This window comes from Bradyrhizobium sp. CCGB12 (assembly GCF_024199845.1).
Lineage (GTDB): Bacteria > Pseudomonadota > Alphaproteobacteria > Rhizobiales > Xanthobacteraceae > Bradyrhizobium.
In genome coordinates, this window is record NZ_JANADO010000001.1 from 568,031 (window position 1) to 593,561 (window position 25,531).

General features: G+C 62.5%; 25 protein-coding genes, 1 tRNA gene and 1 pseudogene. 18 read left to right on the forward strand and 9 right to left on the reverse strand.

What is annotated here, in order from left to right; translation table 11 throughout:
* Nucleotides 1-10: 10 nt before the first annotated feature.
* Nucleotides 11-1,114, reverse strand: a complete 1,104-nt coding sequence (locus tag NLM27_RS02635) for an FAD-binding oxidoreductase (protein ID WP_254141856.1) — start codon at nt 1,112-1,114, stop codon at nt 11-13.
* 160 nt (nt 1,115-1,274) lie between these two features.
* Between NLM27_RS02635 and NLM27_RS02640 the strand changes: the two are divergent.
* Both NLM27_RS02640 and NLM27_RS02645 read left to right on the forward strand, forming a co-directional pair.
* Nucleotides 1,275-2,035 (forward strand): annotated as a pseudogene (locus NLM27_RS02640) (IS5 family transposase).
* A gap of 150 nt (nt 2,036-2,185) precedes the next feature.
* A complete protein-coding gene (locus NLM27_RS02645) occupies nt 2,186-4,075 on the forward strand; it encodes a peroxidase family protein (RefSeq protein ID WP_254141857.1) in 1,890 nt (629 codons plus the stop codon).
* An 85-nt stretch (nt 4,076-4,160) separates the two neighbouring features.
* Here the strand turns inward: NLM27_RS02645 and NLM27_RS02650 are convergent, their stop codons facing one another.
* Nucleotides 4,161-5,396, reverse strand: a complete 1,236-nt coding sequence (locus NLM27_RS02650; protein WP_254141858.1) for an SMP-30/gluconolactonase/LRE family protein — start codon at nt 5,394-5,396, stop codon at nt 4,161-4,163.
* Between the two features lie 180 nt (nt 5,397-5,576).
* Here NLM27_RS02650 and NLM27_RS02655 point away from each other — a divergent pair, with 180 nt between their 5' ends.
* The 5 genes from NLM27_RS02655 (at nt 5,577) to NLM27_RS02675 (ending at nt 10,205) form a co-directional block, all read left to right on the forward strand.
* Nucleotides 5,577-5,846 (forward strand): hypothetical protein, encoded by a 270-nt coding sequence (locus NLM27_RS02655; protein WP_254148736.1) that lies wholly within the window; start codon nt 5,577-5,579, stop codon nt 5,844-5,846.
* Nucleotides 5,847-6,299: 453 nt separating this feature from the next.
* Nucleotides 6,300-7,862 carry a 2-isopropylmalate synthase gene (locus NLM27_RS02660; RefSeq protein ID WP_254141859.1) on the forward strand — a complete coding sequence of 521 codons (1,563 nt, stop codon included), beginning with the start codon at nt 6,300-6,302 and terminating at the stop codon, nt 7,860-7,862.
* Between the two features lie 279 nt (nt 7,863-8,141).
* Nucleotides 8,142-9,146 (forward strand): TRAP transporter substrate-binding protein, encoded by a 1,005-nt coding sequence (locus NLM27_RS02665; protein ID WP_254141860.1) that lies wholly within the window; start codon nt 8,142-8,144, stop codon nt 9,144-9,146.
* A gap of 196 nt (nt 9,147-9,342) precedes the next feature.
* Nucleotides 9,343-9,948, forward strand: a complete 606-nt coding sequence (locus NLM27_RS02670) for a Spy/CpxP family protein refolding chaperone (protein ID WP_254141861.1) — start codon at nt 9,343-9,345, stop codon at nt 9,946-9,948.
* Nucleotides 9,949-10,129: 181 nt separating this feature from the next.
* A tRNA-Lys gene (locus NLM27_RS02675) sits at nt 10,130-10,205 on the forward strand.
* A gap of 315 nt (nt 10,206-10,520) precedes the next feature.
* On the opposite strand, the gene NLM27_RS02680 is transcribed toward NLM27_RS02675, so the two are convergent.
* From NLM27_RS02680 to NLM27_RS02690, 3 genes are read right to left on the reverse strand one after another with little or no spacing between them, the layout of a single operon-like run.
* Entirely contained in the window at nt 10,521-11,399 is an 879-nt protein-coding gene (locus NLM27_RS02680; protein WP_254141862.1) for an S-4TM family putative pore-forming effector, read from the reverse strand.
* A 13-nt stretch (nt 11,400-11,412) separates the two neighbouring features.
* Nucleotides 11,413-12,864, reverse strand: a complete 1,452-nt coding sequence (locus NLM27_RS02685; RefSeq protein WP_254141863.1) for a cyclic GMP-AMP synthase DncV-like nucleotidyltransferase — start codon at nt 12,862-12,864, stop codon at nt 11,413-11,415.
* Complete coding sequence (locus NLM27_RS02690) at nt 12,861-14,402, reverse strand: DUF2235 domain-containing protein (RefSeq protein WP_254141864.1); 1,542 nt, start codon at nt 14,400-14,402, stop codon at nt 12,861-12,863. The genes NLM27_RS02685 and NLM27_RS02690 overlap by 4 nt, the downstream gene beginning before the upstream one ends.
* Before the next feature lie 220 nt (nt 14,403-14,622).
* On the opposite strand from NLM27_RS02690, the gene NLM27_RS02695 reads away from it, so the two are divergent.
* From NLM27_RS02695 to NLM27_RS02710, 4 genes are read left to right on the forward strand one after another with little or no spacing between them, the layout of a single operon-like run.
* Nucleotides 14,623-15,213, forward strand: a complete 591-nt coding sequence (locus tag NLM27_RS02695; protein ID WP_254141865.1) for a sigma-70 family RNA polymerase sigma factor — start codon at nt 14,623-14,625, stop codon at nt 15,211-15,213.
* Nucleotides 15,210-15,641 (forward strand): hypothetical protein, encoded by a 432-nt coding sequence (locus NLM27_RS02700; protein WP_254141866.1) that lies wholly within the window; start codon nt 15,210-15,212, stop codon nt 15,639-15,641. The genes NLM27_RS02695 and NLM27_RS02700 overlap by 4 nt, the downstream gene beginning before the upstream one ends.
* Nucleotides 15,638-16,402: an ImmA/IrrE family metallo-endopeptidase gene (locus NLM27_RS02705; protein WP_254141867.1), complete on the forward strand. Its 765-nt coding sequence runs from the start codon at nt 15,638-15,640 to the stop codon at nt 16,400-16,402. Before NLM27_RS02700 ends, NLM27_RS02705 begins: the two co-directional genes overlap by 4 nt.
* A gap of 47 nt (nt 16,403-16,449) precedes the next feature.
* Nucleotides 16,450-17,337, forward strand: coding sequence for a nucleotidyltransferase (locus tag NLM27_RS02710; protein WP_254141868.1), 888 nt, complete (start codon nt 16,450-16,452; stop codon nt 17,335-17,337).
* Here the strand turns inward: NLM27_RS02710 and NLM27_RS02715 are convergent.
* From NLM27_RS02715 to NLM27_RS02725, 3 genes are all read right to left on the reverse strand, one after another.
* Nucleotides 17,332-17,547 carry a zinc-binding dehydrogenase gene (locus NLM27_RS02715; RefSeq protein WP_254141869.1) on the reverse strand — a complete coding sequence of 72 codons (216 nt, stop codon included), beginning with the start codon at nt 17,545-17,547 and terminating at the stop codon, nt 17,332-17,334. The two genes, NLM27_RS02710 and NLM27_RS02715, sit on opposite strands and share 6 nt — an antisense overlap.
* A gap of 215 nt (nt 17,548-17,762) precedes the next feature.
* On the reverse strand, nt 17,763-18,800 hold the full coding sequence (locus NLM27_RS02720) for a nucleotidyl transferase AbiEii/AbiGii toxin family protein (RefSeq protein WP_254141870.1): 1,038 nt from the start codon (nt 18,798-18,800) through the stop codon (nt 17,763-17,765).
* Nucleotides 18,801-18,803: 3 nt separating this feature from the next.
* Entirely contained in the window at nt 18,804-19,409 is a 606-nt protein-coding gene (locus tag NLM27_RS02725) for a DUF6088 family protein (RefSeq protein WP_254141871.1), read from the reverse strand.
* A 200-nt stretch (nt 19,410-19,609) separates the two neighbouring features.
* Between NLM27_RS02725 and NLM27_RS02730 the strand changes: the two genes are divergently transcribed.
* From NLM27_RS02730 to NLM27_RS02755, 6 genes are all read left to right on the forward strand, one after another.
* Nucleotides 19,610-19,912, forward strand: coding sequence for a hypothetical protein (locus NLM27_RS02730; protein WP_254141872.1), 303 nt, complete (start codon nt 19,610-19,612; stop codon nt 19,910-19,912).
* Nucleotides 19,909-20,271, forward strand: a complete 363-nt coding sequence (locus NLM27_RS02735) for a helix-turn-helix domain-containing protein (protein WP_254141873.1) — start codon at nt 19,909-19,911, stop codon at nt 20,269-20,271. The genes NLM27_RS02730 and NLM27_RS02735 overlap by 4 nt, the downstream gene beginning before the upstream one ends.
* Before the next feature lie 5 nt (nt 20,272-20,276).
* On the forward strand, nt 20,277-21,155 hold the full coding sequence (locus NLM27_RS02740) for an ImmA/IrrE family metallo-endopeptidase (protein WP_254141874.1): 879 nt from the start codon (nt 20,277-20,279) through the stop codon (nt 21,153-21,155).
* Nucleotides 21,148-21,993: a thymidylate synthase gene (locus tag NLM27_RS02745; RefSeq protein WP_254141875.1), complete on the forward strand. Its 846-nt coding sequence runs from the start codon at nt 21,148-21,150 to the stop codon at nt 21,991-21,993. The genes NLM27_RS02740 and NLM27_RS02745 overlap by 8 nt, the downstream gene beginning before the upstream one ends.
* Nucleotides 21,994-22,115: 122 nt before the next feature.
* The gene (locus NLM27_RS02750) at nt 22,116-23,111 is read left to right on the forward strand and encodes a nucleotide kinase domain-containing protein (protein WP_254148737.1); all 996 of its coding nucleotides are present in this window, start codon (nt 22,116-22,118) and stop codon (nt 23,109-23,111) included.
* 1 nt (nt 23,112) lies between these two features.
* Nucleotides 23,113-24,009 (forward strand): nucleoside triphosphate pyrophosphohydrolase family protein, encoded by an 897-nt coding sequence (locus NLM27_RS02755; protein WP_254141876.1) that lies wholly within the window; start codon nt 23,113-23,115, stop codon nt 24,007-24,009.
* Here NLM27_RS02755 and acpS read toward each other — a convergent pair.
* The gene (gene acpS / locus NLM27_RS02760) at nt 23,976-24,401 is read right to left on the reverse strand and encodes a holo-ACP synthase (RefSeq protein ID WP_254141877.1); all 426 of its coding nucleotides are present in this window, start codon (nt 24,399-24,401) and stop codon (nt 23,976-23,978) included. The genes NLM27_RS02755 and acpS overlap by 34 nt on opposite strands.
* A 111-nt stretch (nt 24,402-24,512) precedes the next feature.
* On the opposite strand from acpS, the gene NLM27_RS02765 reads away from it, so the two are divergent.
* A complete protein-coding gene (locus NLM27_RS02765; RefSeq protein WP_254141878.1) occupies nt 24,513-25,217 on the forward strand; it encodes a deoxycytidine triphosphate deaminase in 705 nt (234 codons plus the stop codon).
* Nucleotides 25,218-25,531: the final 314 nt, after the last annotated feature.

The window sequence follows — 25,531 nt, forward strand, 5'->3', positions numbered from 1 at the left end:
GTCAAGCGGGTCAGCGTGCTTGCAGCGTGGATGGATCGAGTGCTCTCAGCCGGGCGGGATCAAATGGCGACAAGTCGACCTCGCGCGTTGCGTCCTCGGCGATCAGCTGCGCCAGCGCTTCGCCGGTCGCGGGCGCGTTGAGAATGCCCCAGACATTGTGTCCGGTCGCAACGTAGAGGCCCTTGCTCCGTGGCACCTTGCCGATCAGCGGCAGGCCATCCTGCGTCACCGGGCGGAAGCAGGCCTGCCGCGCGATGATCTTCGCAGGGGTGAACAGCGGCGACAGCCGCTCGCTCATCGCTTGCAGGCGGGCGATCGCGTCCTGGTCGGGCGTCACGGCGGCGGGATCGAGCGGCAGCGGCGCGATATCGGAAAGCGCTGTGATATGTGTGCTGCCGTCGGCCCGTGGGAAAACCTCGATCGATATCGCGTTGCCGCCGTCCTCGAGCTCCAGGAACAGCGCATCGGCGGGCACATCCGTGCCGGTGTCGTAGACGATGCTTGGGCTGCGCTGGCCGTAGACCGCGGGCAGGCTCATCCATTGCGCAGCGAGCAGCGACCATGGTCCCATCGCGATAACGACGGCGTCTGCCTCGATGACGTCGCCCTCGACCTCGACGCCGCTCGCCGTCATGCCATCGGCATCGCGCACGATGCCGATGATGCGACCGCGGCGAAGCTGCGCGCCTTGCCCCAGTGCCGCGTCCATCACGAACGAGGTGAACTTGCGGGGATGAACGATCGCTGTCGTCTCGCGCGTGCCGATGCGTTGCGCGATGACAACGCCGTTGGCGAGCCAGCCAAGTGTGGAAGGGAGAGTCCGGCGTGCGTCGTCATCCGGGGCAACGAAGCCGCTATAGGCGGTCATGGGGCGGTAGCCCCAATCGCCCGCGATCTCCCCGGACAGTTGTGCATGAAGGGCAAAGCTGCGCCGCGCCAGCGCGTCGAGCGGCGTGCCTGCGCACCAGTCGCGTGCGAGGAAGCCGCCGGCCTTGCCCGAAGCGGCCGCCGCCACCTCGGTTCCTTCGACCACGATGACGTCGATGCCGCGGCGGCGGAGGAACCAGGCGATGCAGGCCCCGATCACGCCGCCGCCGCAGATCACAACGCGCATGGCTTGTTCCTTGGATAGTGCTGCGCCGATTTGCGCAACATCGCCGTTCGGCACGATCGTTCAGGCCAAGATTGCCGCTTCGCCTCTAGGGTCTGTACTCAATAGAGATTCCTCTTGAGGCGGGATTGTGATTCAAGCTTTCCAACGGAGGGAGGCTTGGATGGCAAAGCAAGTCTATTGGTTGAGCGATGCAGAGTGGCAGCGAATAGAGCCGTTGTTGCCGCGAGGCCGCCGCGGAGCGCACCGGGTGGATGATCGCCGGGTGATCAGCGGGATCGTCCATATGCTGCGATGTGGGGCGCGTTGGCGCGACTGCCCGGAGGTCTACGGCCCGTATACGACGGTTTACAATCGCTTCAATCGCTGGAGCCGTCAGGGGATTTGGACCGATATTTTCTATGCCCTGACGGGGTCGACTGGCATGTACGGGGCGGCATCTGTTGATTCCACCTACATCAAAGCCCACCGCTCGGCAGCCGGCGCAAAAGGGGGGCCTTCAACAATGCCATCGGCCGCTCGCGTGGCGGGCAAACGACCAAAATCCACGCGCTGACCGATGAGATCGGGCGTCCATATGCCTTGTTGATCACGGCTGGAAACGTCCACGACCTCGACGGAGCCCGCCGTCTGCTCACTTTGGGGCATCGACCGAAGAGTGTCATTGCCGACCGAGCCTATGACGCCAGAAGCTTGCGCGAGGAACTCGCACAGCGGCGGATCAAGGCGGTCATCCCCCCAAATCCGACCCGTAAGCACCCGCATCGCTACGACAAACGCGCCTACAAAGGCCGCAACGTCATCGAGCGCATGTTTTGTCGCCTGAAGGACTTCCGCCGCATCGCCACCCGATATGACAAGCGCGCAGATATCTTCCTCTCAGCAATCCTTCTGACCGCCGCCTTGCTCTGGTGGCTCAACTGAGTCCAGACCCTAGAGGTGCAATTCTGTCGTATAGCGAATGTCGCCACTCAACGATCATTCGAGCGTCACAAAGAATCACAAAAGCGTCATGCCGCAAGCGACCAAATGTAGAAGGCGCTGGGGCGAAACACTCTACGGGGAGGGTGAACTATGGCGCTCAGATTCCGCAGCATCGACGGCTCCAACAACAATCGTGCGGATCCCACCTTGAACCAGGCCGACACCGACTTTGCTCGGCTGGGGCCGGCAAATTTCGTCGATGGGGTCTATGAAATGACGCCGGGTCCGAATCCACGCGAGATCAGCAACATTGTCGTGGCGCAGACGGATATTGGAGATGACGAGGAAGGCCCGCATCTGGTGGATGACTTAGGCGTCGCGCTGTCAGGCATGATGTATGCGTGGGGCCAGTTTATCGATCACGATCTGGATCTGCAGAAAGAGGGCACAGGTACGAATGATATCTCGATCAAGGTTCCGGCTGATGATGAGTTTCTGCCGCCCGGTAGTATGATCCCGTTGACGCGGGTGGCCATCGATCCTGCGACGGGGGTCACCGGGAGTCCGGCAGTCGCGATCAACACGGTGACGGGTTGGCTGGACGGATCGCAGATCTACGGTTCCGACGCGGCCACCGCAGCTAGCCTGCGAACGGCGGACGGCCATATGAAGGTGTCGGCGGGAGACAATCTCCCGATCGTCAAGACCGAGCACGGCAACGTCTTTGCGGCCGGCGACGTACGGGCGCAGGAGAATCCCGACCTGACCGCCTTGCAAGTCTTGTTTGTGCGCGAGCACAACTACCAGGTCGATCGACTGCACGAGGACCATCCGAACTGGAGCGGCGACAAGTTATACGAGACGGCCAAGGCCATCACCACGGCCGAGATGGTCAACATCACCTATAACGAGTTCCTGCCGCATCTGTTGGGCGAGGACACCGTCAAGCCGTACCACGGCTATGATCGCACGGCGGATGCGCGGATCACCGAAGAGTTCGCCGGTGCGGCCTTTCGCTTCGGTCACTCCATCGTCTCCGACGAGATCAGTGCGATCAGCAATCTGGGGGCCTTTACGTCGGAGCAGACGCTCGCGCAATCGTTCTTCGAGGACACGGCGACCTTCAAGGCGACTGGCGCGGACGGCCTGCTGCGGCATCTGGCGGGGGACCTGGCCAACCCGCTGGACGCTCACATTGTCGATGGCTTGCGCAACCTCCTGTTCGATCCTCCGGACGGCATGGATCTGGCGGCGATCAATATCCAACGCGGCCATGATCTTGGGCTGGGTACACTGAACCAAACGCGGGAGGCGCTGGGGCTTGCGCCTTACACCAGCTTCGATCAACTCAGCTCTGATCCGGCGACGGCAACAGCGTTCGAGAAAGCCTATGGTTCGATCGATGCCGTCGATTTGTGGGCCGGTGGATTGGCTGAGGATCATGCGCCAGGAGCCGTCATCGGGCCCACCTTCGGCAAAATCATCGCCGACCAATTCACCGCGTTGCGCGACGGTGATCGCTACTACTTCGAGAACCAAGGCTTCGATAAGCAGACCCTGAATGAGATAAAGAACACCACGCTGTCGGACCTCATTCTGCGTGACACCGATACCAATGCGATGCAGAGCGATGCCTTCGTCGCCACCGAGCGTCACAGCGGGACGCTGGGCGGCGTAGACCCGACCGGAGAAGAGGCTGCAGCAGGCATGGCGCAGCTTGTGGTCGGATCTCCCGGCAGGGATATCCTGACCGGCGGAGATCTGGATGACACGCTGGTCGCCGCGCGCGGCCACATGACCATGACCGGAGGTGACGGTGCCGATACGTTCGTATTCGATCTTGGTGATCTCGCAGGCAAGCACAACACCGCGGTCATCACCGACTTCGATCCCAAACAGGACAAATTGCAATTTTCAAGCGACGTTCACGTCTTAAAATCATCTGACCATCATGGCGGAACACTGTTGCTGGTCGGCTCCGAGATCATCGACCTGCTGGGCGTAAAGCCGTATGAGATGCATCATCACGAATGGGGATAGTGCTGGGTCGTTTCAAACGACCGATAAAGCATCATTCGGCGCCGGCAGAGCATGCCGGCGCCGTGTCGTGATCCGCTCTTCGGCCTCAGCCCGGGCCGGCGCCCTGCGTCGCCGTGTACACCGCGTAGAGCGACTGGCTCGCGGCCATGAACAGGCGGTTGCGTTTCGGCCCACCGAAGGTGACGTTGCCGCATACTTCCGGCAGACGGATGCGGCCGAGCAGCTTGCCCTCCGGCGACCACACCGTCACCCCGCTGTAGCCGACCGCGCGGCCGGCATTGCTGGCGGCCCAGACGTTGCCGTTGACGTCGCAGCGCACGCCGTCCGGTCCGCACTTCACGCCGTCGACCACGCAATCGCTGAACTTCTTGAGGTTGGAGAGCTTGTTGTCCGTGCCGACATCGAACACGAAGATCTCGCCCTTGCCGCCGGGACCGGTGTCGCCCGGCCCTTTGCCGGTCGAGGCGACGTAGAGCTTCTTGTAGTCCGGCGAGAAGCACAGTCCGTTCGGGTCGGGCACCTGGTCCTCGGTGACGACGAGGTCGATGCGGCCCGAGGGATCGATGCGATAGCAGTTGGTCGGCAACTCGCGCTTGCCCGGCACGAAGCCGGCCGGCTGTCCGATCCGCGGATTGAGCTTGCCGCTTGCATTGCTCGGGCCACCCGCGACGTCGGGCTCGCCTTCGTAGAGCTGGCCGCCATAGGGCGGATCGGTGAACCAGTAGCTGCCGTCGGGATGCGCGACGACGTCATTCGGCGAATTCAGCCGCTTGCCCTGATAGGCGTCGGCGAGCACGGTGGCGGTGCCGTCGTGCTCGTAGCGCGTCACCCGGCGCGTCAGGTGCTCACAGGAGAGCTGGCGCCCCTGGAAGTCGAAGGAGTTGCCGTTGGAGTTGTTGGAGGGCGTGCGGAACACGCTGACGCGGCCGTCGTCCTCGGTCCAGCGCATCTGCCGGTTGTTGGGAATGTCGCTCCACAGCAGATACTTTCCTTGCGCGCTCCAGGCCGGGCCTTCGGCCCATAGCAGTCCGGTGTACAGCCGCTTGATCGCGGTGTTGGGCTGCGCGAGATCGTTGAAGGACGGATCGACCGCGATGATGTCGGGGTCCCAGAAATAGGTGGTCGGTGCGCCGTTGGGGCCGAAATCGCGCGGCGGTGTCGTGATCGTCGTTGGCGGTGCGGCGGGGCCGGTCTGGGCCAGCGCGGAGCCGGCTCCAACCATTGTGGCCGCGCCGATTGCGAGCCCTTGAACAAGTGTTCGTCGTGAAAGCGCAGCATTCTGGTCACGCTGCTCTTTGTCACGAGCCTCCTGGCGTGTCATCGCGTCCTCCCGATCGTGTTCGCCGGCCGGTTGATCCCGGCCAGGCCAAGTGGAGGTTAATGCGGTCCGCTGCGGGTTGCGAGGGGTGAAATCGAAACCGCTGCGCGGCGGCGGGTCGCAATTTCGTCACCTTAAAATGCGTTTGGATTGGCGGCGCTGACGGGGATAAAGCCGGAGCTCATTGTGCAAGGTGTCGTACTGGTCATCCTGCTCGCGATCGCATTTGCGGGCGGCTACTTCACGCGGGAGCACGTCTCCCGCAAGAGGCGGGCGGAGGCACGCCGCTGGCGCGAATATGTCGAGCCGGACTGGCTCTCCGCCAACACGCCAGCCAACACCAACGAGATCGCGCCCCCCAGCACCGTGGTGCCCGTGGTCAACGGCGAACTCGGCCAGATGCTGAACCGCTGGGAGAGCAGGGCTCGCGCCCGCCGCACCGGCACGGGATAATCGGCGGTGCTGCGCCAGTCTGGTCGCATGGAGCGAAGCGAAATCCGGCACGGTGTCGCCGCATTCTGCTTCGCGTGATAACTCCCTACTAGGTCAGTTCCCCTGACCATCTTTTTGGCGTTGCAGTTGCGGCCGTTTCTCGTCTAGAAACGGGCGCGTTGAGCCTTCCGGCAACGAACCGTCAACGGTTTTGGCCGAGGATGTGTGGCTCAAAAGGGTCTGGCAATGCTGATTCGTGGCCAAATCGATGGGATTTCGGGGGAGGTGGCTCTGGCCGCCGCCACGATCCCGGCCGCGTTGCTGCCCACCCTCCTTATTGGCGGCCTTCTTCTTACTTGCCCCTGAGGGCCGGCTGGGCGCCACGCGCCTGGGCGCTCAGGGGTTGGTCGAGATCATCGGACACCTCAAGCGCCCAGCAGACTGACGGCGCAGAAGCTCAAAAGGAAATTTGCAATGGCCCCCGCGAACAAGTCCGACAAGGACCGCGTCATCATTTTCGACACCACCTTGCGCGACGGCGAGCAGTGCCCCGGCGCCACCATGACCTTCGAGGAGAAGCTCGAGGTCGCCGAGCTCCTGGACGATATGGGCGTCGACGTCATCGAGGCCGGCTTCCCGATCACTTCGCAGGGTGACTTCGAAGCGGTGAGCGAGATCGCCCGCCGCTCCAAGAATGCCGTCATCGCCGGCCTGTCCCGCGCCCATCCGGCCGATATCGACCGCTGCGCCGAAGCCGTGAAATTTGCAAAACGCGGCCGCGTCCACACCGTGATCGCGACCTCGCCGCTGCACATGCGGGTGAAGTTGAACAAGACGCCGGAAGAAGTGCTCGAGACCTCGGTCGCCATGGTTGCGCGCGCCCGCAACCAGATCGACGACGTCGAATGGTCGGCCGAGGACGGCACCCGTAGCGAGATGGAGTATCTGTGCCGCATCGTGGAAGCCGTGATCAAGGCCGGCGCGACCACGGTGAACATCCCCGACACCGTCGGCTACACGGTGCCGGAGGAATACACCCACTTCATGAAGACGCTGATCGAGCGCGTGCCGAACTCGGACAAGGCCGTGTTTTCCGTGCACTGCCACAACGACCTCGGCATGGCCGTCGCGAACTCGCTGGCCGGCGTCGTCGGCGGCGCACGCCAGGTCGAGTGCACCATCAACGGCATCGGCGAGCGCGCGGGCAACGCTGCGCTCGAAGAGATCGTGATGGCGATCAACGTCCGCAACGACAAATTCCCCTACTGGAACAAGATCGATACGACGCAGCTCACCCGCGCCTCGAAGGTGGTGTCGGCGGCGACCTCGTTCCCAGTGCAGTACAACAAGGCCATCGTCGGCCGGAACGCGTTCGCCCATGAGAGCGGCATCCACCAGGACGGCGTGCTGAAGGACGCATCCACCTACGAGATCATGCGGCCGGAAATGGTCGGCCTGAAGCAGTCCTCGCTGGTGCTCGGCAAGCATTCCGGCCGCCACGCCTTCGTGCACAAGCTGGAGGAGATGGGCTACAAGCTCGGCCCCAACCAGCTGGAAGATGCGTTCACGCGGATGAAGGCGCTCGCCGACCGCAAGAAGGATATCTACGACGAGGATATCGAGGCGCTGGTCGACGAGGAGATGGCGGCCTCACACGACCGCATCAAGCTGACCTCGCTGACCGTGATCGCGGGTACCCATGGCCCGCAGCGCGCGACCATGAAGCTCGACGTCGACGGCCAGATCAAGATCGAGGAAGCCGAAGGCAACGGACCGGTGGACGCGGTGTTCAACTGCATCAAGCGCCTGGTGCCGCACGAGGCCAAGCTCGAGCTGTACCAGGTTCACGCCGTGACCGAAGGCACCGACGCGCAGGCCGAAGTCTCGGTGCGGCTGTCGCATGAGGGACGTGCGATGACGGCGCGCGCGGCGGACCCGGATACGCTGGTGGCCTCGGCCAAGGCCTATCTCGGCGCACTCAACAAGATCGTCATGAAGCGCCAGCGCGACACGGTGACGACGGCAGCGGCGAGCTGACGAAGCTGCGAGTTGGCTTTGCCTCTCCCGCTCGCGGGAGAGGCCGACACGCGAAGCGTGGCGGGTGAGGGTTCTCTCCTCATGGGAATGTCCCGTTGCGGAGACACCCTTTCCCCAACCTCTCCCGCAAGCGGGAGAGGGGCTCACTGGCGTTCATCATGAATAGCCGCCCTGCTAAGGGCCAATAGCGGCTCAATGCGTGAGCCGCTATTGATGCTCCCGGCTATTGGATAGGCGCCCGCGTTGGGCGGCCCAAGAGAATAACAACGGGGAGAAATTATGCGCACCTTCGCGATCGCCGCCTCCATTGCGGCGCTGGCACTTGGCTTGGCCGGGGCGGCATCGGCCCAATCGCCGATCATCATCAAGTTCAGCCACGTGGTGGCCACCGACACGCCGAAAGGCAAGGCATCCGAGAAATTCAAGGAGCTCGCCGAGAAGTACACCGGCGGCAAGGTCAAGGTCGAAGTCTATCCGAACTCGACGCTCTACAAGGACAAGGAAGAGCTCGAGGCGCTCCAGCTCGGCAGCGTGCAGATGCTGGCGCCGTCCAACTCGAAATTCGGCCCGCTCGGCATCCGCGAATTCGAGGTGTTCGATCTGCCCTACATCCTGCCCGATCTGAAGACGCTGCGGAAGGTGACGGAGGGCCCGCTCGGCACGAGACTGCTCAAGCTGCTGGACGCCAAGGGCATCACCGGACTTGCCTATTGGGACAACGGCTTCAAGCAGATGAGCGCCAACAAGAAGCTGGTGACGCCCGCCGATTATCAGGGCGTCAAATTCCGCATCCAGTCCTCGCGCGTGATCCAGGCCCAGTTCAAGGCGCTGAGCGCACTGCCGCAGGTCATGGCGTTCTCGGAAGTCTACCAGGCACTCCAGACCGGCGTCGTCGACGGCCAGGAGAACACCTGGTCGAACATCTATACCCAGAAGATGCACGAGGTGCAGAAGTACATCACCGAGACCAACCACGGCTACATCGGCTACGTCGTGATCGTGAACAAGAAGTTCTGGGACGATCTGCCGGCCGACATCCGCGACCAGCTGTCCAAGGCGATGAAGGAGGCGACCGACTTCAACAACGCGCAGTCGCAGAAGGAGAATGACGCCGCGCTGGCCGAGATCAAGAAGAGCGGCAAGAGCGAGATCATCAAGCTCACGCCGGAGCAGGACGAGGCGATGCGCAAGGCGATGGAGCCGGTCTACAAGGACGCCGCAGGCCGCGTCGGCCAGCCGTTGATCGACGAGTTCCTGAAGGAAGCCAAGAGCACCACGAACTGATCTAAAAAGGCGATGAACCAAGGGCTTCCGTGCACTGCACGGAAGCCCTTTCTGTTGCAAATCATTTCAGTATGCATCTGAATGGATATTCACGGCAGTTACATCTCTGTAAGAACGCGCTCCCTGTCCAAGTTGTAAGTTGCACGTCAGCCGCGCCGCGCTCATCCTCGGGGCATCCTTCCAGAGGAGGTACGTCATGAGGAAGTTCACCATCGCTGCCATCGCCGTGCTCAGCATCGCAGGCTCGGGCGCGGTCTATGCTCAATATCACCGCCCGTGGATGGAGCACATCCGCCACATCCGCATGAACCCGGAAGACCGCGCCGCCTTCGTCGACGCGCGGATCGCCGCCGTCCATGCCGGGCTGAAGCTCAACGCCGACCAGGAGAAGCTGTGGCCGCCGGTCGAGGCTGCCGTGCGCGATTTCGCCAAGCTGCGCATCGACCGCGCCAATGCGCGGATGAATGCCGGCCCGGGCGATGGCGACAAGCCGGGTGATCCGATCGCCCGCCTGCGCCAGCGCGCCGAGGACATGGGCGCGAGCTCTGCGGCCCTGAAGAAGATCGCCGATGCCGCCGACCCGCTCTACAAGACGCTGGACGAGGGCCAGAAGCGGCGCCTCGCCGTGCTGACCCGCCACCGCGGTCCATTTGGCGGCGGCGACGACGGCCCGCGGCACCGCCACTTCATGGAACGCGGCATGGACCGCATGATGGAGCGCGGCATGGACCATTTCCACCGTGACCGCTTCGATCGCGACGGCGGCCCGGGCCCGGACCGGGACCGCGAGGGCCGGCTCTGAGCAAGTACGGGATTTCCCGGGGATTAACCCCGGGACTAACCTTGGCGAAGCCGCTGGAATCCAGCGGCTTTTCGCTTTTTGGTCCCTGCGGACGAAGCCTTGGAAAACTTGCGTCCCATCGCTTGCCAGACCCGGATCGCTTTGCTAAACGACCGGCCTCGCAAGGCATTGACCGCCTTTCGGGCGCATAGCTCAGTTGGTAGAGCAGCTGACTCTTAATCAGCGGGTCCCAGGTTCGAGCCCTGGTGCGCCCACCATGATCCTCAAGGACTTAGCGGGAAAAACCGTTGGAGACTGCCGAACTAAAACGGTTTTTCAAACGGTGTTTTTGGGGGCCTGTTTAACAGTATGCTCTCCACAATGTGATCGGCGAAGGAGCACATGCGCCACTGCGAGGTCGCAGTTAGACCTTCTTCCGCCGCCGAACTATTCTCGCGGGAGCATTGCGCGGGGACCGCGAGTACCGCACGCGTTCGTTCAGAAATCAGCGACGGGATTCGGTTTTGTCCGGATCCGCGCTTTTTTCACCGGTTTGCGAGACCATCCCGCCAAGTCTTGCGGCTCCGCGGCTATTACTGTCTCAGCAGCGCGTCGGCACCGGCCTGCGCCTGTTTCTCAAGTTCGTTGCGCATGAGTCGGTAGACAAGCGGCAGCACGAGCGGGTTGGCTACTCTGCGCTGGAACAGAGCATCCTGAAGTTCTCTGGACCGCTTTTCGCACTCGGCATCGTCACAACCGTTGGTCCGAACTGCCTCAAGAAACTTCTCTGCTTCGCCTTTTAAGGTCTCGTTGGCCGCTGCGGCGTCCGACTGCCTGAACTGCTCGCGGATGGCCCAGAAGATCGCCGGCGACACCGTGGCTGCGACGGCGGCGAAATCGATCAGCTTGAGATCCTTCAGCACTGCGCCGACGATTAATGCGATGAAGGCGATTCCCGCGCCCCAAATCAGGTAGGTTCCGTATTTCCTCCGCAGCGAGGCGTCGTACTGGAGGTTTATTCGTTGGCAGACCAGGCGAGCCATAGAATGCCTCGCGGCCGGGTCGATCCCCGTATACCATTCCTCGATGCTGGATGGCTTGTCGTTCCAGCGGCGTACGGCAGCGTCGACGACTTCCGCATCTTCGCGCCTGCCAGCGACAAAGGAATTCCATGGCATCTTTAAGAGGCCGCAGTCGAATTCCTCGCTGACCTTCGCCGCGACCTTTAGCAATCGGCGCTGCATTCGATCGACCCACATCACGTCCAATGCGGTCGCGATCAGACCGTACAGCGCCACGTAGGGCCTAGTCTGCGGATACGCAAACGCTAGCACCGCTCCTACGACCGGGAGCACAACTGTCAACGTCATTTGGAGAATCTGATAGCGCGTCGCGTCTGAATAGATGCGCTGGCGGGCCTTGAGGAGCCGTTGGAATACCGGCGAATCCTGCTCTTGCGCAATCGAGTTCATCTGGTGCTCCCGCTCACTCGATGACGACATAGAACGGCTTGCTGACACCGACAAGCACATCGTCGCTCCGACGAACGACGAAGGCCTCGGCCATGTGGATGCCACGATACGCCAGCGTTTCCCATCGGCCGTTCGACTTGTTCGATACCTCGAATCCGCCGCGTCCCGCTCTCGCGGTCATCGCCACGGCTCCGGTGTTCGTGATCCGCCACTCGACATAGTATTCCAGCGGCACGGGCGCGCCGCCGACAAGCGCCGCCCGGAAGTAAAGTCCACCCTGCGGCGTCAACAACTGTCCGGCGATGACGGGCCGACCGACTTCCACATGACTGGCGGAGCGCCACTCCGCGTAGACCGCGATGTCCGTCGGCTGAGGCACGCTACGCCACCGTGGCGTCTGCATGTGCGCTGGGCGCGCGAAGCTGGCCGGTAAGATCGATAATCCGTAGTCCCGGACCACATCCACGATTCCACCGAGGTGGGCCGCCGTCGAGTCAAGGAAGCGGCTGACGAGGGAAGTGCTGTTGCTTTCGGACACTCCATCCGCCGCGACCTTCACCAGATCGGCCTTGGCGAACTCGGTCCCGAAGACCTTCTGCCAAGCCTTGATGCTCTCCTGCCGCCCCTCGGTGGCGTGAGCGTCGTCGATCCACTTCCGGTACCGGGCGATCACGTTGCGGAAGTTCGTATACTGCTCGTCGGTGCCAAAGAGTGCCGAGAAATCCTCGCTCGGAAGCTTCGGGTTGGTCACCGTAGGCTTCGACGGATACATCCGAAGCCAGTCGTCGAGCCGCCCGATCAGGGTCTTGAGAGTCGTCGGCACGTCGGCGAACTCATCGGTGCCCCTCTCGAACCACTGAATCTGATTGCCAAGCAGGGTTGTGAGCAGAACGGACGGGCAAGTGAAAGTCTCCTTGATGTCGCGCAGGTACTTAACCAGCCGCGTTACCTTGCGGAAGGAGTTGTTGCCCGAATACGCGTTCCTCTCCTTCATCCATTCGGTGTACTCGATGGGCGCCGTCAGTTCGAAGCTGTCTTTCCTGTTGCAGACCTCCATGCTGCCCTCCCAGAGTCGGCCGACGACGCAGGGGGCCAGGTCGATCTTGCGGTCGCCGGCGTAGGTGATCGTGACACAGTAGTCCCACGTCTTGGTCTTGTCTTCGTAGGTCTTGCTGCCGGAGAATACACGCCCAAGGCTCTCGACGTATTCGGTGGCAGTCCAGCCGTCGACAGGATCCACCATCACCAGAAGGTCGGCGTCGAATTCTCCGCCGTCGACAGGGCGAATGATGGTTTCGTGAGCCCATGAGCCTTGCTCCATGAAGGTGCGGACCTTCGGCTTCCAGTCAGAGTCGCGGACGAAGGACTTAAGCGCAGGGATGCTGGCTTCCAGGAGATCAATCCTGGTCTTGTTGAGGTTGACGGTCTCCTTCAGGAAGTCGTCGAACAGCGAGACCAGTTTCATGACGCGTCGGCCTTCCCCGGGTAGTACTGCTTGAAATCGTCGTGTCGGGCGAGCGCTTCGGGACGGTAGTGTGCCGCTCCTGTCGCGCACTGCACGACGGTCGGAAGCTCGAAGCGCTGAGCCACCGTCGGATGGACCTTGGAGGCGGCACCGATGTCGCGGATCTTGATTTGCCACGTCTGGTGGGCGAGCAGTTTTCGAAGCCACGACAAGTTCGGCAGCGTATCGCCCAACGCGTCGATCGTGTCCCGCATGCCGGCGATCTCGCAGTGCTGCACGCCGCCGGCGTCCGGATAGACGTTTAGCGCCTGACCGAAGTCGCCCGTTCCTTCCATCTTCTTCCCGCTGACCACGATGGGGCCCGTGAGCAAGCCGTCGGGAACGGAAATGGCTTCGCGGCACATCCATTCGAGCGCGATGTCGGAGAGCCGCGACTCGGGCTCCGGATAGGAGCCGCCGACGTCAGAGTGATTACCGGCGAACCACCACTGGAGCAGCCGCTCGTGTCCAGGAAAATGCGGCGCGCCCTCGTCGCGGCCGCCCCAGCCGACGCGGTCGAAATCCTTCCGCGTCTCGTCGATCGCGTTCGCCGAGCGCGCGAAAGCAACGTGACGGCTCAACAGGCGATCGAAGTTCTCGCCCTTCCACTCGGCCTTGTGGGACCGCGACTCTCCGGGCTTCGGATAATCGACGATCGTCTTGGTTGTCGACTTGTTCTGCCAGTACCAGAACGCACAGAGCGCGCCTGCAATGATGGCGACTTGGGCGATGAAGCCGGTCAGCATGAAGCCGGTGCCGAACCACCAGGACCATGCGAACGCAATCAGGACCGCCGGGAGAAATCCGCCGGCGAACGCCGCACCCGCGACGCCGGTGGCCAGGCCAGCCTGGATGACGAAATAACGCAGGCCGCTCGCGCCCAAGGCGGCGACGGTGTCGAAGACGCCGATGAAGTACGGTGCGACGTTGGAATCGCTGCCGTCGCCGGAACCGTAATTGATTTGGAAACGCCGGGCCAATTCGAGACGCTCGTCCTCGAATTCAGCCCGAGGGTGCCCAGCACCGTGCTCGAGCACGGTATCAACCGCCTCCCAGGCGATGTCCTTGACGGTTTTGCGATAGCACATCAGCGCGCCTCCGGGAGACTTCGTCGGCACACCGCAGAGCATCAGGAGGTTCGCGAGGCTGCGCACCGTGTAGGCACCGCGGCTAAAGCCGAAGAGGAAGATTCTGTCGCCCGGTTCGTAGTGGTTCACGATGAATTCGTAGCAGTCGGCGATGTTGCGCTTGATGCCGGCGCCGGTGACGGACCCGAGCAGCTTCTGGACGAAGCGGACGGGTGCGGTCAGGGCCGTAGCGCCGATGTCGGTGCCCAGGCCCGCGTCGTAGAAGACGACCTGCCGCGAGGGATCGATGCCGGTGTCGGCGTGATCCCGCGAGATCCGATACATCTTGTAGATGTTGCTGATCCGCTGTTCCGGCCGGGCGCCTCCGTCCTGGCCGGTGCCGTCCGAAAAGACGACGATGTTCTTGGGCACAAAAACCTCCGTCCAAGGACTCGGGCGACCGCTCAAGGTTGCACCGCCGGGCCTTGGGTTGTATTAGGCCGGAGCACGTCCGGTGGGGCTTCGGCTACTAAACGGGTATGCCGGCGGGCCGCGCGATTTCGGACCCGGATTCTATTTTTTTCCCGCGGGCAGATTTTTTGTCCGAATCCTTCGCCCAGCCCGGCATGGGATATTCGAGGCCACGGACGACATGAGCGGATCCCCGAAAGGCAGCACTGCCCCGGTTTCGGACGCGGAGCACCTCGCCCCCGAGGAGGTGCTGGAGAAGCTCGACTCAATGTCCGCGGACGACAAGCGCAGGCTCCGGCTCATCGAGCGGCGCCGTCGGGGCGGAACGGACCTCGGAGAGAACGAGCTCTATTCCGAGGCGGTCTGTCAGGCGATCGTCGGCGAACGGAGGTGCCCCAAGGACGAATCTTTCGTCGCGTTTCTCGCCCAATCGATGCGAAGCATAGCTTCGCACCGCCGTAAGGCGCTCGCACGGACGGAGTCGCTCACCGAGGAGGAGGGGCGCGTCGGAGTGGAGCGGCGGGTTGCGTCGGATGGTCTAGATCCGGAGGCGGCGCTTATCGAAAAGCAGTCCGAGGATACGATCAAGATCATCTACAACGCCCTCGAAGGCGACGAGGAGGCTCAGCTGGCCGTCATCGCCATCGCGGGTCCGAACAAGGGAAAAGCGTTGCGCGATGAGATCGGGGTCGATCAAGCTGGCTACGACTATATCATGAAACGGATCAGGAAGATCCTGGGCAGGAAATTCCCGAACGGGTTTCGATCATGAGCGGCAACCGCACATATCGCGAAGAGCTTGAAAAGCTAGACGATGCGATCGACGAAAGCATCCTTGCGGCTTCTTCCGAAGAGCTTCGCGAGGAGTTCGCCGCGCTAGGCCTCAATTCCGATGCGGTCGTCACCGAGATGGATGCGGTGACCGAGCGTGCCAAGATCGCTGCCGCGAAGAGAGGTCTCCAACTGGCCAAGCAGGCGGTCGCGGCGTTCAAGGCCAAGTCGACGAACGTATCTGCCGAAGAAAGGGACGCCATCCGCAAGAAACTCGACCATATGCGTGCCGGGGACGGAACTAAGGCTTCCGATATGATGATGGCCGCTCGCAAGGGAAAAGGCCTGTCCGATAGCGACGAACAAGGAATCCTCGACGACCTCGCTCGGCTCGCGCGTCTCGAGTCCGAGGATCCGGAGGTCGAATGACCACGCTGACGCCCGCCGAACGCATTCTCAAAAGCCTTGGAATCGAAGCTCCGGGCGAGATCGACCTAGAAGCCATCGCATGGACGCGCGGAGCGGTCGTCGACTATCGCCCGCTCGATCGCTGCGAGGCTTCGATCGTCGGATCGAGGCGGAAGGCGGTGATCGCTGTCAACAGCCAAAGTTCTCCAGATCGTCGCAGGTTCTCGCTCGCCCACGAACTAGGGCATTGGCACCATCACAAGGGTAGGATGCTATTCTGTGGGGGGCGGGACGTCTGCAATTTCGGCAACGGCCCCCTCGACCCCGAGCGGCAGGCGGATGCGTTCGCGTCGGATCTCATTTTACCGAATTATCTGCTTACCCCCCGGTTGCGTAAAATCAAGCGACCGACGCTGGCCGCCGCGCGCGAAGTAGCTGAGGAGTATTCAGCCAGCCTGACGGCGACTCTCTTCAAAATGACGGTGTTAAACCGCTTCCCCATGATCATTGCCTGCTACGGAAGAGCCAAGCGGAGGTGGTTCGAGCGTGCGCCGATGATCCAACCTTGGTGGTTTCCTGTTGATACTCTTGATCGCGCGACTTTCGCCGGAGCGATGTTATTCGAAGATGCCGCCGAACAGAGTTTTCCAAGGAAGATGCCGGCGGACGCGTGGTTTGGATTCAAGGGTTGTGACCGCTTCGAGGTTGAGGAGCAGTCGTTCCGGCTTCCCGAGGACGAGATTCTGACGATTCTAAAGCTCCCCGACGAGGCGGTGGCCTGACATCGGAGCGCTAGGAACTTTAGGTCATTGGTGAGTGAGATCCGACGATGCCGCTGACTGTGGAAGATGCTTTCGATCAGTTTCTCCCAAAATTGAGCACTTCACGGCAGGAAACGCAGAGCGCCGCTTCGCACCGAGCGTCTGTCGAGGCTAGGTTGAAATCGGATTTTGGTCTCGTGACGATGTTTCGCACAGGGTCATTCGGTGCCGCCACCAATGTGCGCGGTCAGAGCGACGTCGACTATTTTGCCGTCATTCCGAGGGCGAATCTCAAACAGGATTCTGGCCGAACGCTTGCATCCGTTGCTGAGTCGATGCGCGCCCGCTTCCCTTCGACGGCAAACATCCGAGTGAATGGTCCCGGAGTGCAGATACCGTTCGGTGACGAAGGCGCAGAACGCGTCGAAATCATTCCTGTCGACGAAACGGGTAAGACGATGCTCGGATTTCGCCAGTTCGACATGCCGGATGGATTGGGAGGCTGGAAATTTAGTGCGCCCGAGTCCCATAAAGCTTGGGTGGACAGCTTGGATACTAAGTTGAACGGAAAGCTCAAGCCTCTTATCCGACTGCTCAAGGCCTGGAAATTTTACCGCAATGCTCCGATCCGCTCGTTCTATCTCGAGATGCGGGCTGCGGCTCTCATGAGAAAAGAAAACGTCATTCTGTATGATATTGATCTGAAGAATATTCTCGCAGCGCTCTGGTCCGATCAACTCGCCGACGTATCCGATCCGCGATTCCCAGACGATAGCTTCGTGTTGACCGCCTGCTCGAGTGAGACCTCACGAGTTGATGCACTTAGCAAGCTGAGCAATGCCGCTCTTTGGTCTGGGCAAGCCATGAACGAGAAGAACGCGAGCAGGCCGGGCGCTGCAATCGCGAAGTGGAACTTGGTATTTTCGGACCAATTCCCGAAGTATGGCTTGCTATGAAGCTCTCCGCGACCTGCAGCAAAAGTGAACCCGTATGATGTCGCCCGGGGACTCATCGAAGACGTCGCCGCCCACCGGATCGAACACGACGTCAGCGCCGCGACCGCCGGTGATTTCCAGTTCGCGATCCCGAAATCCGCCTTGGCGGTGGTCGATGGCATGATCGGCGCCGTACCGTTTCACCGCTTCGATCTTTCGTTCGCCCCTCATGTTGTCCAGCAGATAAGCCGCATGGGTCGTGGAGGAGAACCGATCCTACCTGGCTTGAGGCGTGCCTCATGGTTAAGACTAAGCGATCGGAAATCCTTGCAACCACTGCACTGTCGCGGCGAAGTCGAGCTACATGCGGCCGGGACGATGCCGAAGGGACCTGCGTCGATCTCGGCATCGCTATTCCCGCCTGAAGGGCGGCGGATGCAGGCGCCTTAGGCGCCGTTGATCCGCTTCTCGAGCTGGGCGATCCGGTCCAGGATAGCGTCAAAGGTCGGCGGCGGATCGTCGAACATCATCGGCGCCATCTTGCGGTAGTCGGCACGCAGATCTGCGACGCGATCGGGGTGGGGCGAAAGCCGAAGAGTACCGACGCGAGCGGTGTCATAGTTCGCCCAGGCCGCGCGGAAGAAGACCGACTTGTGGTCGGCGACCTGCTTCAGCAGATCGCCGTCCATCATTGCTTCCTTGCCCTCGTCCGTGTCCGCCAGCGTCGCAAGGTCGTAGTAGTGCCGCGAGAAGTACGGTGGCGTCGGCGACTGCGGTTCGCGATGGTGCTCGGCATGAAGTGCCGTCGCCTTCTCCCAGAAGGTGCGCCGCAGCGCCAGGACGTCCACGGTGCATGCGGGGTCGGCGAAGAGGTCGGGAAACTGCTGCGCGGCGTAGGATTTGATTTGCCGCTTTTCGGTGGGCCAGGGATCGCCACGCGCTCCGAACTCTAACTTCACCCTGCGGCTCATGTACGCGAAGCCGGCGTAGTCACCGGCGGACAGGCTCGACGGGTACTCGAAGATCAAGTTCTGGGGATGGCCCGGCTCGATCGTTAGGCTCCATCCGGCCTGATCGGCCGGACCCAACTCGCCGGCGATGGCTGCGGTCAAGGTTGGCAACACTACGTCTGCAATGTGCTTCTCGACGTCTGCAACCAGATCTTCGATCAGCCGGTCGGCCTTCTTTCTTGAAGGGGCCTCTTCTGGATTTCGTGCGCCCTCATAACCGAGGTCGGCCCGATCGAACGACAGGTCAATGTCTTCCGAGAACCGGCGGATCGCGCCGTACGCTTTTGACAGCGACGTTCCGCCTTTGAAGACGAGATCGGGCGAGTCTTCGCTCTGGATGCCGAAGAGACGCTTCAGCGTCCAGCAGACCCAGAAGTCCTTTTCGATGATCGCGTTCGCTAGGCCGCGGGCCGCGCCCGCTTCGTTGAAAAGGGCGGCGCGGTCCGCAGCCGGCGTCTTGGCGATCGTGTCCACGGTTTAGGCGGCCGTCCGCTGAACGATCTGGTCAAGCGCGGGCCGCATCCAGGCGGGAGCCTGCTTGATGCCGCTCGCCAGCGCGCGCCGGTCGGAATCCTTCATGCGCGCGGCTGCGGCGGCAACCACGGCCGCAGTCGAGTCGGGGCCGAGATGGCGCAGCGCCTGGACGACGTTGCCGGCCATGCTGCCCGGCGCGATCAGATGCTTGGGCGAGGCGTGGCGGATATCGACAGTCCGCTTGCCGAGCACGACCCGGCGCGACGGTCCGTCGGTCAGATATACGCTGCGTGCCGGCACCTGAGTGGACAATCCGAGGGCGTTGGCCGCCTGCGCTCCCGTCATCTGCAGGTGCGAGCCGGTCTCGCGCGCGAAGGCCTTGGCGATTGCATCCGGCGCTGGCGCCAGGTCGCCCAGCTGCGCGTGTACGCGCGGATAGTCGTAGAGACCATGGGCGAGACGGCGAATACGCTTGTCCTTGCAGAGGCGCGACAAGGCTTGGTCCACGGCGGGACGACTGCCGAACCTGATGAAATCCGAGGGCGTGAAAACGCTGCCCGGACCCCGAGCTCGAACATACCGCAGGATTTTATCCGCAACCGAAATCATTGAGATCGCTCCTCTCGTCAGAAAATAGGGTAAGTTTTTCTGACATGCAAGGATTTCCGTACACGTACGTATGCCAGCATTTTCAATCAGGTAAACAACATCTTCACGTACGCAAGGTTGCGATCGCAAGAAAGGGGGCCGGCCCCTCTTGACGAATGTCAATGTAAGATTATCTTACCAAGGGTCAGATCGGAGAACCCATGGAACCCAAAGAGCTTGTGAAAACCCTGATCGCGATCATCGACCAGATACAGAGCGACAGCGAGCTTGAATGTCCGCCGCTCACCGGCGCGACCAAGCCCGTCGGCGCCGTTCCGGAATTCGACAGCAAGGTGTGGCCGGTCGCGACCACGATCCTGGCCACGCAGATCGACGTCCCTATCCCCGATGACGTCAACATCTTCATCGACGAGACGACCAAGGAGCCGCGCTCGCTCGACGAGATCGCCGTCTTCGTGTGCGAGCTGCAGAAGAAGCAGGGCGAGAAGCAAGCCGCGGCATGACGGATCAGGAATCAGTCAAGCGCGGCCAGATCGCCGAACGTCTCAAGGAAGCCCGGCGGCTCGCCGGTCTTTCGCAGGGACATGTCGCCCGTATTCTGGGACTGCATCGGCCGTCGGTATCGGAGATGGAAGCGGGCAACCGCAGGGTCTCCGCCGAAGAGCTCGCGAAGCTGGCCTCCCTCTACGACGTGAGCGTGGCCTGGTTGCTCCGCGAAGTGCCCGATGCGGTCGCGGCCGAGGATCCCCGCCTCGAACTCGCCGCGCGCGAGCTTTCCAAGCTCAAGCCCGAGGACCTCCAGAGGCTGCTCAAGCTGCTGGCCGTGATGCGCGACGAAAAAAACGAGGGAAGCGACGGCTAATGCAGATGCAGCGGACGGACAAACCGGCTTTCGACCGGATCTCACTGGCCTCGCGCGCGCTCAAGGCCGCGGTCGCGACGCGCACCAAAGCGGAAGCGCACCAGTCGCAGCCGATCTGCGTCTACGGGATCTGCGAGAAGCTCGGCGTGAACGTCCGCTTCAACGCCATCAATATGGAAGGCATGTACCAACGCGGCGCCCAGCCGCGCATCCACCTGTCGGCGCGCCGGCCGCTTCCGCGACGCGCCTTCAATTGCGCGCACGAACTCGGTCATCACGTCTTCGGCCACGGCAGTTCGATCGACGAGCTCCGCGAGGACGCGAAGGAGAACCCCTGGAACGACCCGAAGGAATTCCTCGCGGACACCTTCGCGGGCTTCCTGATGATGCCCACGATCGGTCTGCGGCGCGCGTTCCGCGCGCGCGGCTGGACGGCCGCGGCGGCGAGCCCGGAGCAGATGTTCGCGGTCGCGTGCGAGTTCGGCGTGGGTTACGAGACGCTGCTCACGCACCTTTCGCTCGGCGTGAAGATCATTCCCTACGGACGCGCCAAGATCCTGAAGCGTACGGGACCGCGCGCGATCCGCGCTGGACTGCTCGGCAGGCTCGTTCCCGAGCCGCTGATCCTGGCGGACCGTCACCGCGTCTCGACCACGATCGACGCCGAGGTCGGTACTCTCGTGCTGATGCCGGGCGGCACCGAAGCCGAGGGCTCCGCGCTCGTCCGTGAAGGCGACGTCGAAGCCGGCCGCGTCTTCCGCGCCGTGCGTCCCGGCATCGTGCGGGCGGCGGTCGGGGATTGGGCGACGTTCGTCCGCGTCGCACCCAAGGAATACGTGGGGTTGGCTCAATTCAGGCACCTGGAGGAAGATCCCGATGAGTAGGTCGAATTCTCACGCCGACGAACCGACAGTCATAAGCGACACCAATCTGTCCCGGGGCTGGGCGCGACTGTTCCTCGCCATCTACGACGGTCGGCGGACGGAGATCTCGCCCCTGACGCTGAGCCTGACTGGATTCGATGCGGACGGCGTCGTTCCCGAGATCGCCGACGTGCGCGACGCCCTCGATAGGACGCTCAAGCTGAAGAAGAAGATCTCCGTCGATACCGTGGCCTTCACGATCTTCCCCGAGCGGCTGTGGAAGATCGCACGGGGAGACCGGGAACGCCTGTTCGCCCTCTATTCTGGCGCGTTTCCGCGCTACGTCGCGATGAATCGCTCGGTCAACGGCAGGGGACTTTACTTCGAGCGCATGACGCATTTCAACGAGGCGACGCCTTCGAACGGCAATCAACTGGAATTCATTCTGTCGAACTGGAAGGAGGGTGTCCGCGACACCATGCTGCAGGTTTCGATCTTCGATCCGGCCCGCGATCACACGAGGCAGGCGCGACTGGTGTTTCCGTGTCTGCAGCACGTCTCATTTGTGCCTACGAACGAGGGTCTCGTCGCCAACGCCTTCTATGCCACCCAATACGTGTTTGATAAGGCCTACGGCAACTATCTCGGGCTCGCGCGGCTCGGCGCCTTCATGGCGCACGAGATGCAGCTTCCGCTCGTCAGGCTCAACGTGACCGTCGGCGTCGCCAAGCTCGACGGCGTCAGGAAGAAGGACGCGTCCTTGGATTCGATGATCGCCACCTTGCGCACCGCCGTCGCGCCGTCGATCGTCCCGGGAATTGGCGAGCCGGTCGGGCTCGCAGGGGGAGTTTCGGTTTGAAGGAGTCTTCGCGTAACCGGTCGGCCAGGACGCGCGGCGCAAGGAGAAGGACGGAAGCGGGCGGGGTGTCGGACGATCGGCGGCCCGCGTCTCCGACCGTCTTGAGCCATCTGGCGCCGGCGATGATATCGGAGGTCTACGAAAGCTATTGGCGTTTCGCGGCGGAGCGGCAGGCCGTCTTCTTCCGCAGGGCGCGTGCGGAAGCGCCGCCGTGGACGCGCGACGGAGTGATCGGGACCTACAAGTTCACCAACGCGTACCGCGCGTCCGATCGCGTCAGCCAGTATCTGATCAGGCGGGTGATATACCGCGAGGACCTGCCGAAGACCCACGCAGAGGTGTTCTTCAGGATACTGCTGTTCAAGCTGTTCAACAAGATCGAGACCTGGGAGATGCTCGAGCGTGCGCTGGGACAGATTACCTTTGAGGACTACCGCTTCGAACGCTTCAACGCCGTGCTCGACCGCGCGAAAGCCGCAGGCAAGCAGATCTACTCGGCGGCCTACATAATGCCGCCGGGCGCGGCCGCCTACGGGCGTCCCGCCAAGCACCAGAACAACCTGTTGATGCTCGAGCGGATGATGGCTGATCGCCTTCCGGACCGTCTGGCGCAGGCCTACTCGATGCAGGACGGTTTCGAGAAGCTGCGTTCCTATCCGACGATCGGAGACTTCCTGGCCTACCAGTTCATCATCGACGTCAACTACAGCGAGATCACCGACTTCAGCGAGATGGAGTTCGTCGTTCCGGGACCGGGCGCGCGGGACGGCCTGCGCAAATGTTTCCGGGACCCCGGCGGACTGAACGAACCCGAACTGATCCGCCTGATGGCGGACATCCAGGAGCGGGAGTTCGACCGCTACGGTCTTGAGTTCGAAAGCCTGTGGGGGCGCCGTCTCCAGCTAATCGATTGTCAGAACCTGTTCTGCGAGGTCGACAAGTACGCCCGCGTGGTCCACCCGCACGTGTCGGGCAAAACCGGGCGGACCCGCATCAAGCAGAAATTCCAGCCGACTTTGACGCCCATCAAACCGTTCTACCCGCCGAAATGGAAACTGAACCTGAAGATCGAATCGGGCGCGCCACCGTTCGGGCGACCCGCCGCGACAGGAGCATAGGATGGACTTCAAGACCTACCAGCGGGAGGCTCTGGGCACCGATCGCGTGCCGGCCAAGGGACCGGACGACATGACGTCGCTGATCGTGCCGATGCTAGGTCTCGCCGGAGAGACGGGCCAGTTGCTGAGCGAATACAAGAAGCACTTACGGGACGGCGAGGCGCATCGACTCTTCAAGGAGCGTGTATCCGAGGAGCTCGGCGATCTGATGTGGTACGTCGCGAACGTCGCCAGCAAGTTCGGTCTCGACCTCGACGAAGTCGCTGCCGCCAACCTTCACAAGACGCGCGGTCGCTTCCTTTCCGGCGGCGCGACGTCGGACAGCTTCGACGCCGATCTTCCCGACAACGAACGCCTGCCGCGCAGGTTCGAGGTCGAATTGGTCGACTGCGACGTGGGCGTCCGCCGGCGGGTGCGCGTCGTCATCGACGGCGAGCCGTTCGGAAGTGAGCTCACGGACAACGCCTACGATCCCGACGGCTATCGCTTTCACGACGTCTTCCATTTCGCCTACGCCGCGGTTCTCGGCTGGTCGCCGGTCACGCGGTCGCTGATCCGGCGGAAGCGGAAGAGCAGACCGCTGCTCGACGAAGTGGAGGACGGCGGTCGCGCGGCAGTGATCGAGGAGGGCATTGCCGCCCTCGTGTTCGACTACGCCCGCCGGCATCGGATGCTCGACGGGGTGGGGCGCCTGGACTTTCAACTTCTACGCACGATCAAGGACATGACGTCGCACCTGGAGGTGAAGCTGCGCAAGACGGGCGAGTGGGAACAGGCAATCCTTCAGGGCTTCGAGGTCTGGCGCGCGGTGCATGCCGCCGGCGGCGGCCGCATCTCCGTCGACCTCGACGCGCACCGCCTGGACTATCTGGGTCCCTCGCGCGAGAGCGCGGACTGAACCGGAACGCCGAGCGCGATCGCGCTGGCGATGGCCATGCCGCCGGCGTGACTGATGCTCAGTTTCCAGTCGACGACGCCCATCGCGGCGGCGGCCAGCGCCGCACCCCCGCTCAGGACCACTTCGGGAGGACGTCCCGCATTCCGGCGCACCACGACGTTCTTGAAGGAGATGCCGGCGCCATATCCGGTGCCGAGCGCCTTAAGCACCGCCTCCTTGGCGGCGAACCTGCCGGCGAGACGCTCGACCCGGTCCGATTCTTCGCCGATCTCCGCGATCTCCTCGGCATTGAAGCAGCGGGAGACGAGAGGATCCCGCGGATCTTCGATCCAGCGACGGATCGCTTCGACGTCCACGAGATCGACCCCATGTCCCAGCACCACCATGTGCATGATTCTATCGAGGTCCGGCGTCTCGGACAATCCCGGGTTGTGTGATAATCGTCGTCCTGGGCCAGCAGGCGGAGGGCGATCATGGATGGATATTTCTGGAGCGGCGAGACATTGGGCGAGCGGCTGCCGGATCTGATCGAGCCGTTCTCCGCCGAAAGGATCGACTGCGCCGCGTACACCCTGGCCGTCGGGCCGGAGGTGTACGTGTCGCCCAGCGATCAGTCGGTCGATCCCGCGCAGGTGACGGTCCGCAGGCTTTCCGAGGAAGAGGCATTCACCATCCCGCCGGGACAATTCGCGTTTCTTCTCTCCGAGGAGGTCGTTTCGGTGCCAGCGGACGCGATCGCGTTCATCTCAATCCGCGCCAGGATCAAGTTCAGGGGGCTGGTCAACGTATCGGGCTTCCACGTCGATCCTGGCTATCGCGGCCAGTTGACCTTCGCCGTGTTCAACGCCGGGCCGGTGCCGATCCATCTGAGGCGGGGGCAGCCCATCTTCCTGATCTGGTTCGCGCGCCTCGACCGCGAGACGAAGCTCAAGAAGGACGGACCGGTCCACAGGGGCATCGACATCGACGTCGTCACCTCGGTCGCGGGCGAGCTGCAATCGTTCGCGGGCCTGTCCAAGAAGATCAAGGATCAGGAGAAATCGCTGAGCGACCGGATCCACGCGATCGAGCGCGAGCAGAACTATTACCGCGGAATCGCCGCTCTCGTACTGGCGGTCGTCGTCGCGTTGAGCGTGAGCTGGCTCAAGGATTCGCTGGCGACGAAATCTCAGCAACCGACCGTTCAAACTCAAGAACGGCCGAAGTGACCGATCTTGCAGCGATCCGGAGATTTTCGTTGAACAACACGACGGAGTCCGGCCCTCGCGCCGCGGCTATGTCATTGAACATGAACGCGCCGCGGGTCCGGGGGATGCGGCGCATCGCAGGAGGAGGCATCCATAAGCGAACGACGTCCGGACGGGCATCGGGGGTCCGAGTGGATTCCGGAAGGCGGCGTCTCGCCGACATCGGGCTGGGTTGAATTGGTGCATGCGGCCAAGAATATACCGGACGGAAAGACGCCGGAGGGATTTCGGTATCAAGGTCGACGATCGTTGCCTTAGACTGAATCCGGATACGC

What these genes read in the sequence shown, in the direction of transcription:
- NLM27_RS02635 (WP_254141856.1), bottom strand. Translation starts at nt 1,114, where the DNA reads ATGCGCGTTGTGATCTGCGGCGGCGGCGTGATCGGGGCCTGCATCGCC.
- NLM27_RS02645 (WP_254141857.1), top strand. Translation starts at nt 2,186, where the DNA reads ATGGCGCTCAGATTCCGCAGCATCGACGGCTCCAACAACAATCGTGCG.
- NLM27_RS02650 (WP_254141858.1), bottom strand. Translation starts at nt 5,396, where the DNA reads ATGACACGCCAGGAGGCTCGTGACAAAGAGCAGCGTGACCAGAATGCT.
- NLM27_RS02660 (WP_254141859.1), top strand. Translation starts at nt 6,300, where the DNA reads ATGGCCCCCGCGAACAAGTCCGACAAGGACCGCGTCATCATTTTCGAC.
- NLM27_RS02665 (WP_254141860.1), top strand. Translation starts at nt 8,142, where the DNA reads ATGCGCACCTTCGCGATCGCCGCCTCCATTGCGGCGCTGGCACTTGGC.
- NLM27_RS02670 (WP_254141861.1), top strand. Translation starts at nt 9,343, where the DNA reads ATGAGGAAGTTCACCATCGCTGCCATCGCCGTGCTCAGCATCGCAGGC.
- NLM27_RS02680 (WP_254141862.1), bottom strand. Translation starts at nt 11,399, where the DNA reads ATGAACTCGATTGCGCAAGAGCAGGATTCGCCGGTATTCCAACGGCTC.
- NLM27_RS02685 (WP_254141863.1), bottom strand. Translation starts at nt 12,864, where the DNA reads ATGAAACTGGTCTCGCTGTTCGACGACTTCCTGAAGGAGACCGTCAAC.
- NLM27_RS02695 (WP_254141865.1), top strand. Translation starts at nt 14,623, where the DNA reads ATGAGCGGATCCCCGAAAGGCAGCACTGCCCCGGTTTCGGACGCGGAG.
- NLM27_RS02700 (WP_254141866.1), top strand. Translation starts at nt 15,210, where the DNA reads ATGAGCGGCAACCGCACATATCGCGAAGAGCTTGAAAAGCTAGACGAT.
- NLM27_RS02705 (WP_254141867.1), top strand. Translation starts at nt 15,638, where the DNA reads ATGACCACGCTGACGCCCGCCGAACGCATTCTCAAAAGCCTTGGAATC.
- NLM27_RS02710 (WP_254141868.1), top strand. Translation starts at nt 16,450, where the DNA reads ATGCCGCTGACTGTGGAAGATGCTTTCGATCAGTTTCTCCCAAAATTG.
- NLM27_RS02715 (WP_254141869.1), bottom strand. Translation starts at nt 17,547, where the DNA reads ATGAGGGGCGAACGAAAGATCGAAGCGGTGAAACGGTACGGCGCCGAT.
- NLM27_RS02725 (WP_254141871.1), bottom strand. Translation starts at nt 19,409, where the DNA reads ATGATTTCGGTTGCGGATAAAATCCTGCGGTATGTTCGAGCTCGGGGT.
- NLM27_RS02730 (WP_254141872.1), top strand. Translation starts at nt 19,610, where the DNA reads ATGGAACCCAAAGAGCTTGTGAAAACCCTGATCGCGATCATCGACCAG.
- NLM27_RS02735 (WP_254141873.1), top strand. Translation starts at nt 19,909, where the DNA reads ATGACGGATCAGGAATCAGTCAAGCGCGGCCAGATCGCCGAACGTCTC.
- NLM27_RS02740 (WP_254141874.1), top strand. Translation starts at nt 20,277, where the DNA reads ATGCAGCGGACGGACAAACCGGCTTTCGACCGGATCTCACTGGCCTCG.
- NLM27_RS02745 (WP_254141875.1), top strand. Translation starts at nt 21,148, where the DNA reads ATGAGTAGGTCGAATTCTCACGCCGACGAACCGACAGTCATAAGCGAC.
- NLM27_RS02750 (WP_254148737.1), top strand. Translation starts at nt 22,116, where the DNA reads ATGATATCGGAGGTCTACGAAAGCTATTGGCGTTTCGCGGCGGAGCGG.
- NLM27_RS02755 (WP_254141876.1), top strand. Translation starts at nt 23,113, where the DNA reads ATGGACTTCAAGACCTACCAGCGGGAGGCTCTGGGCACCGATCGCGTG.
- acpS (WP_254141877.1), bottom strand. Translation starts at nt 24,401, where the DNA reads ATGCACATGGTGGTGCTGGGACATGGGGTCGATCTCGTGGACGTCGAA.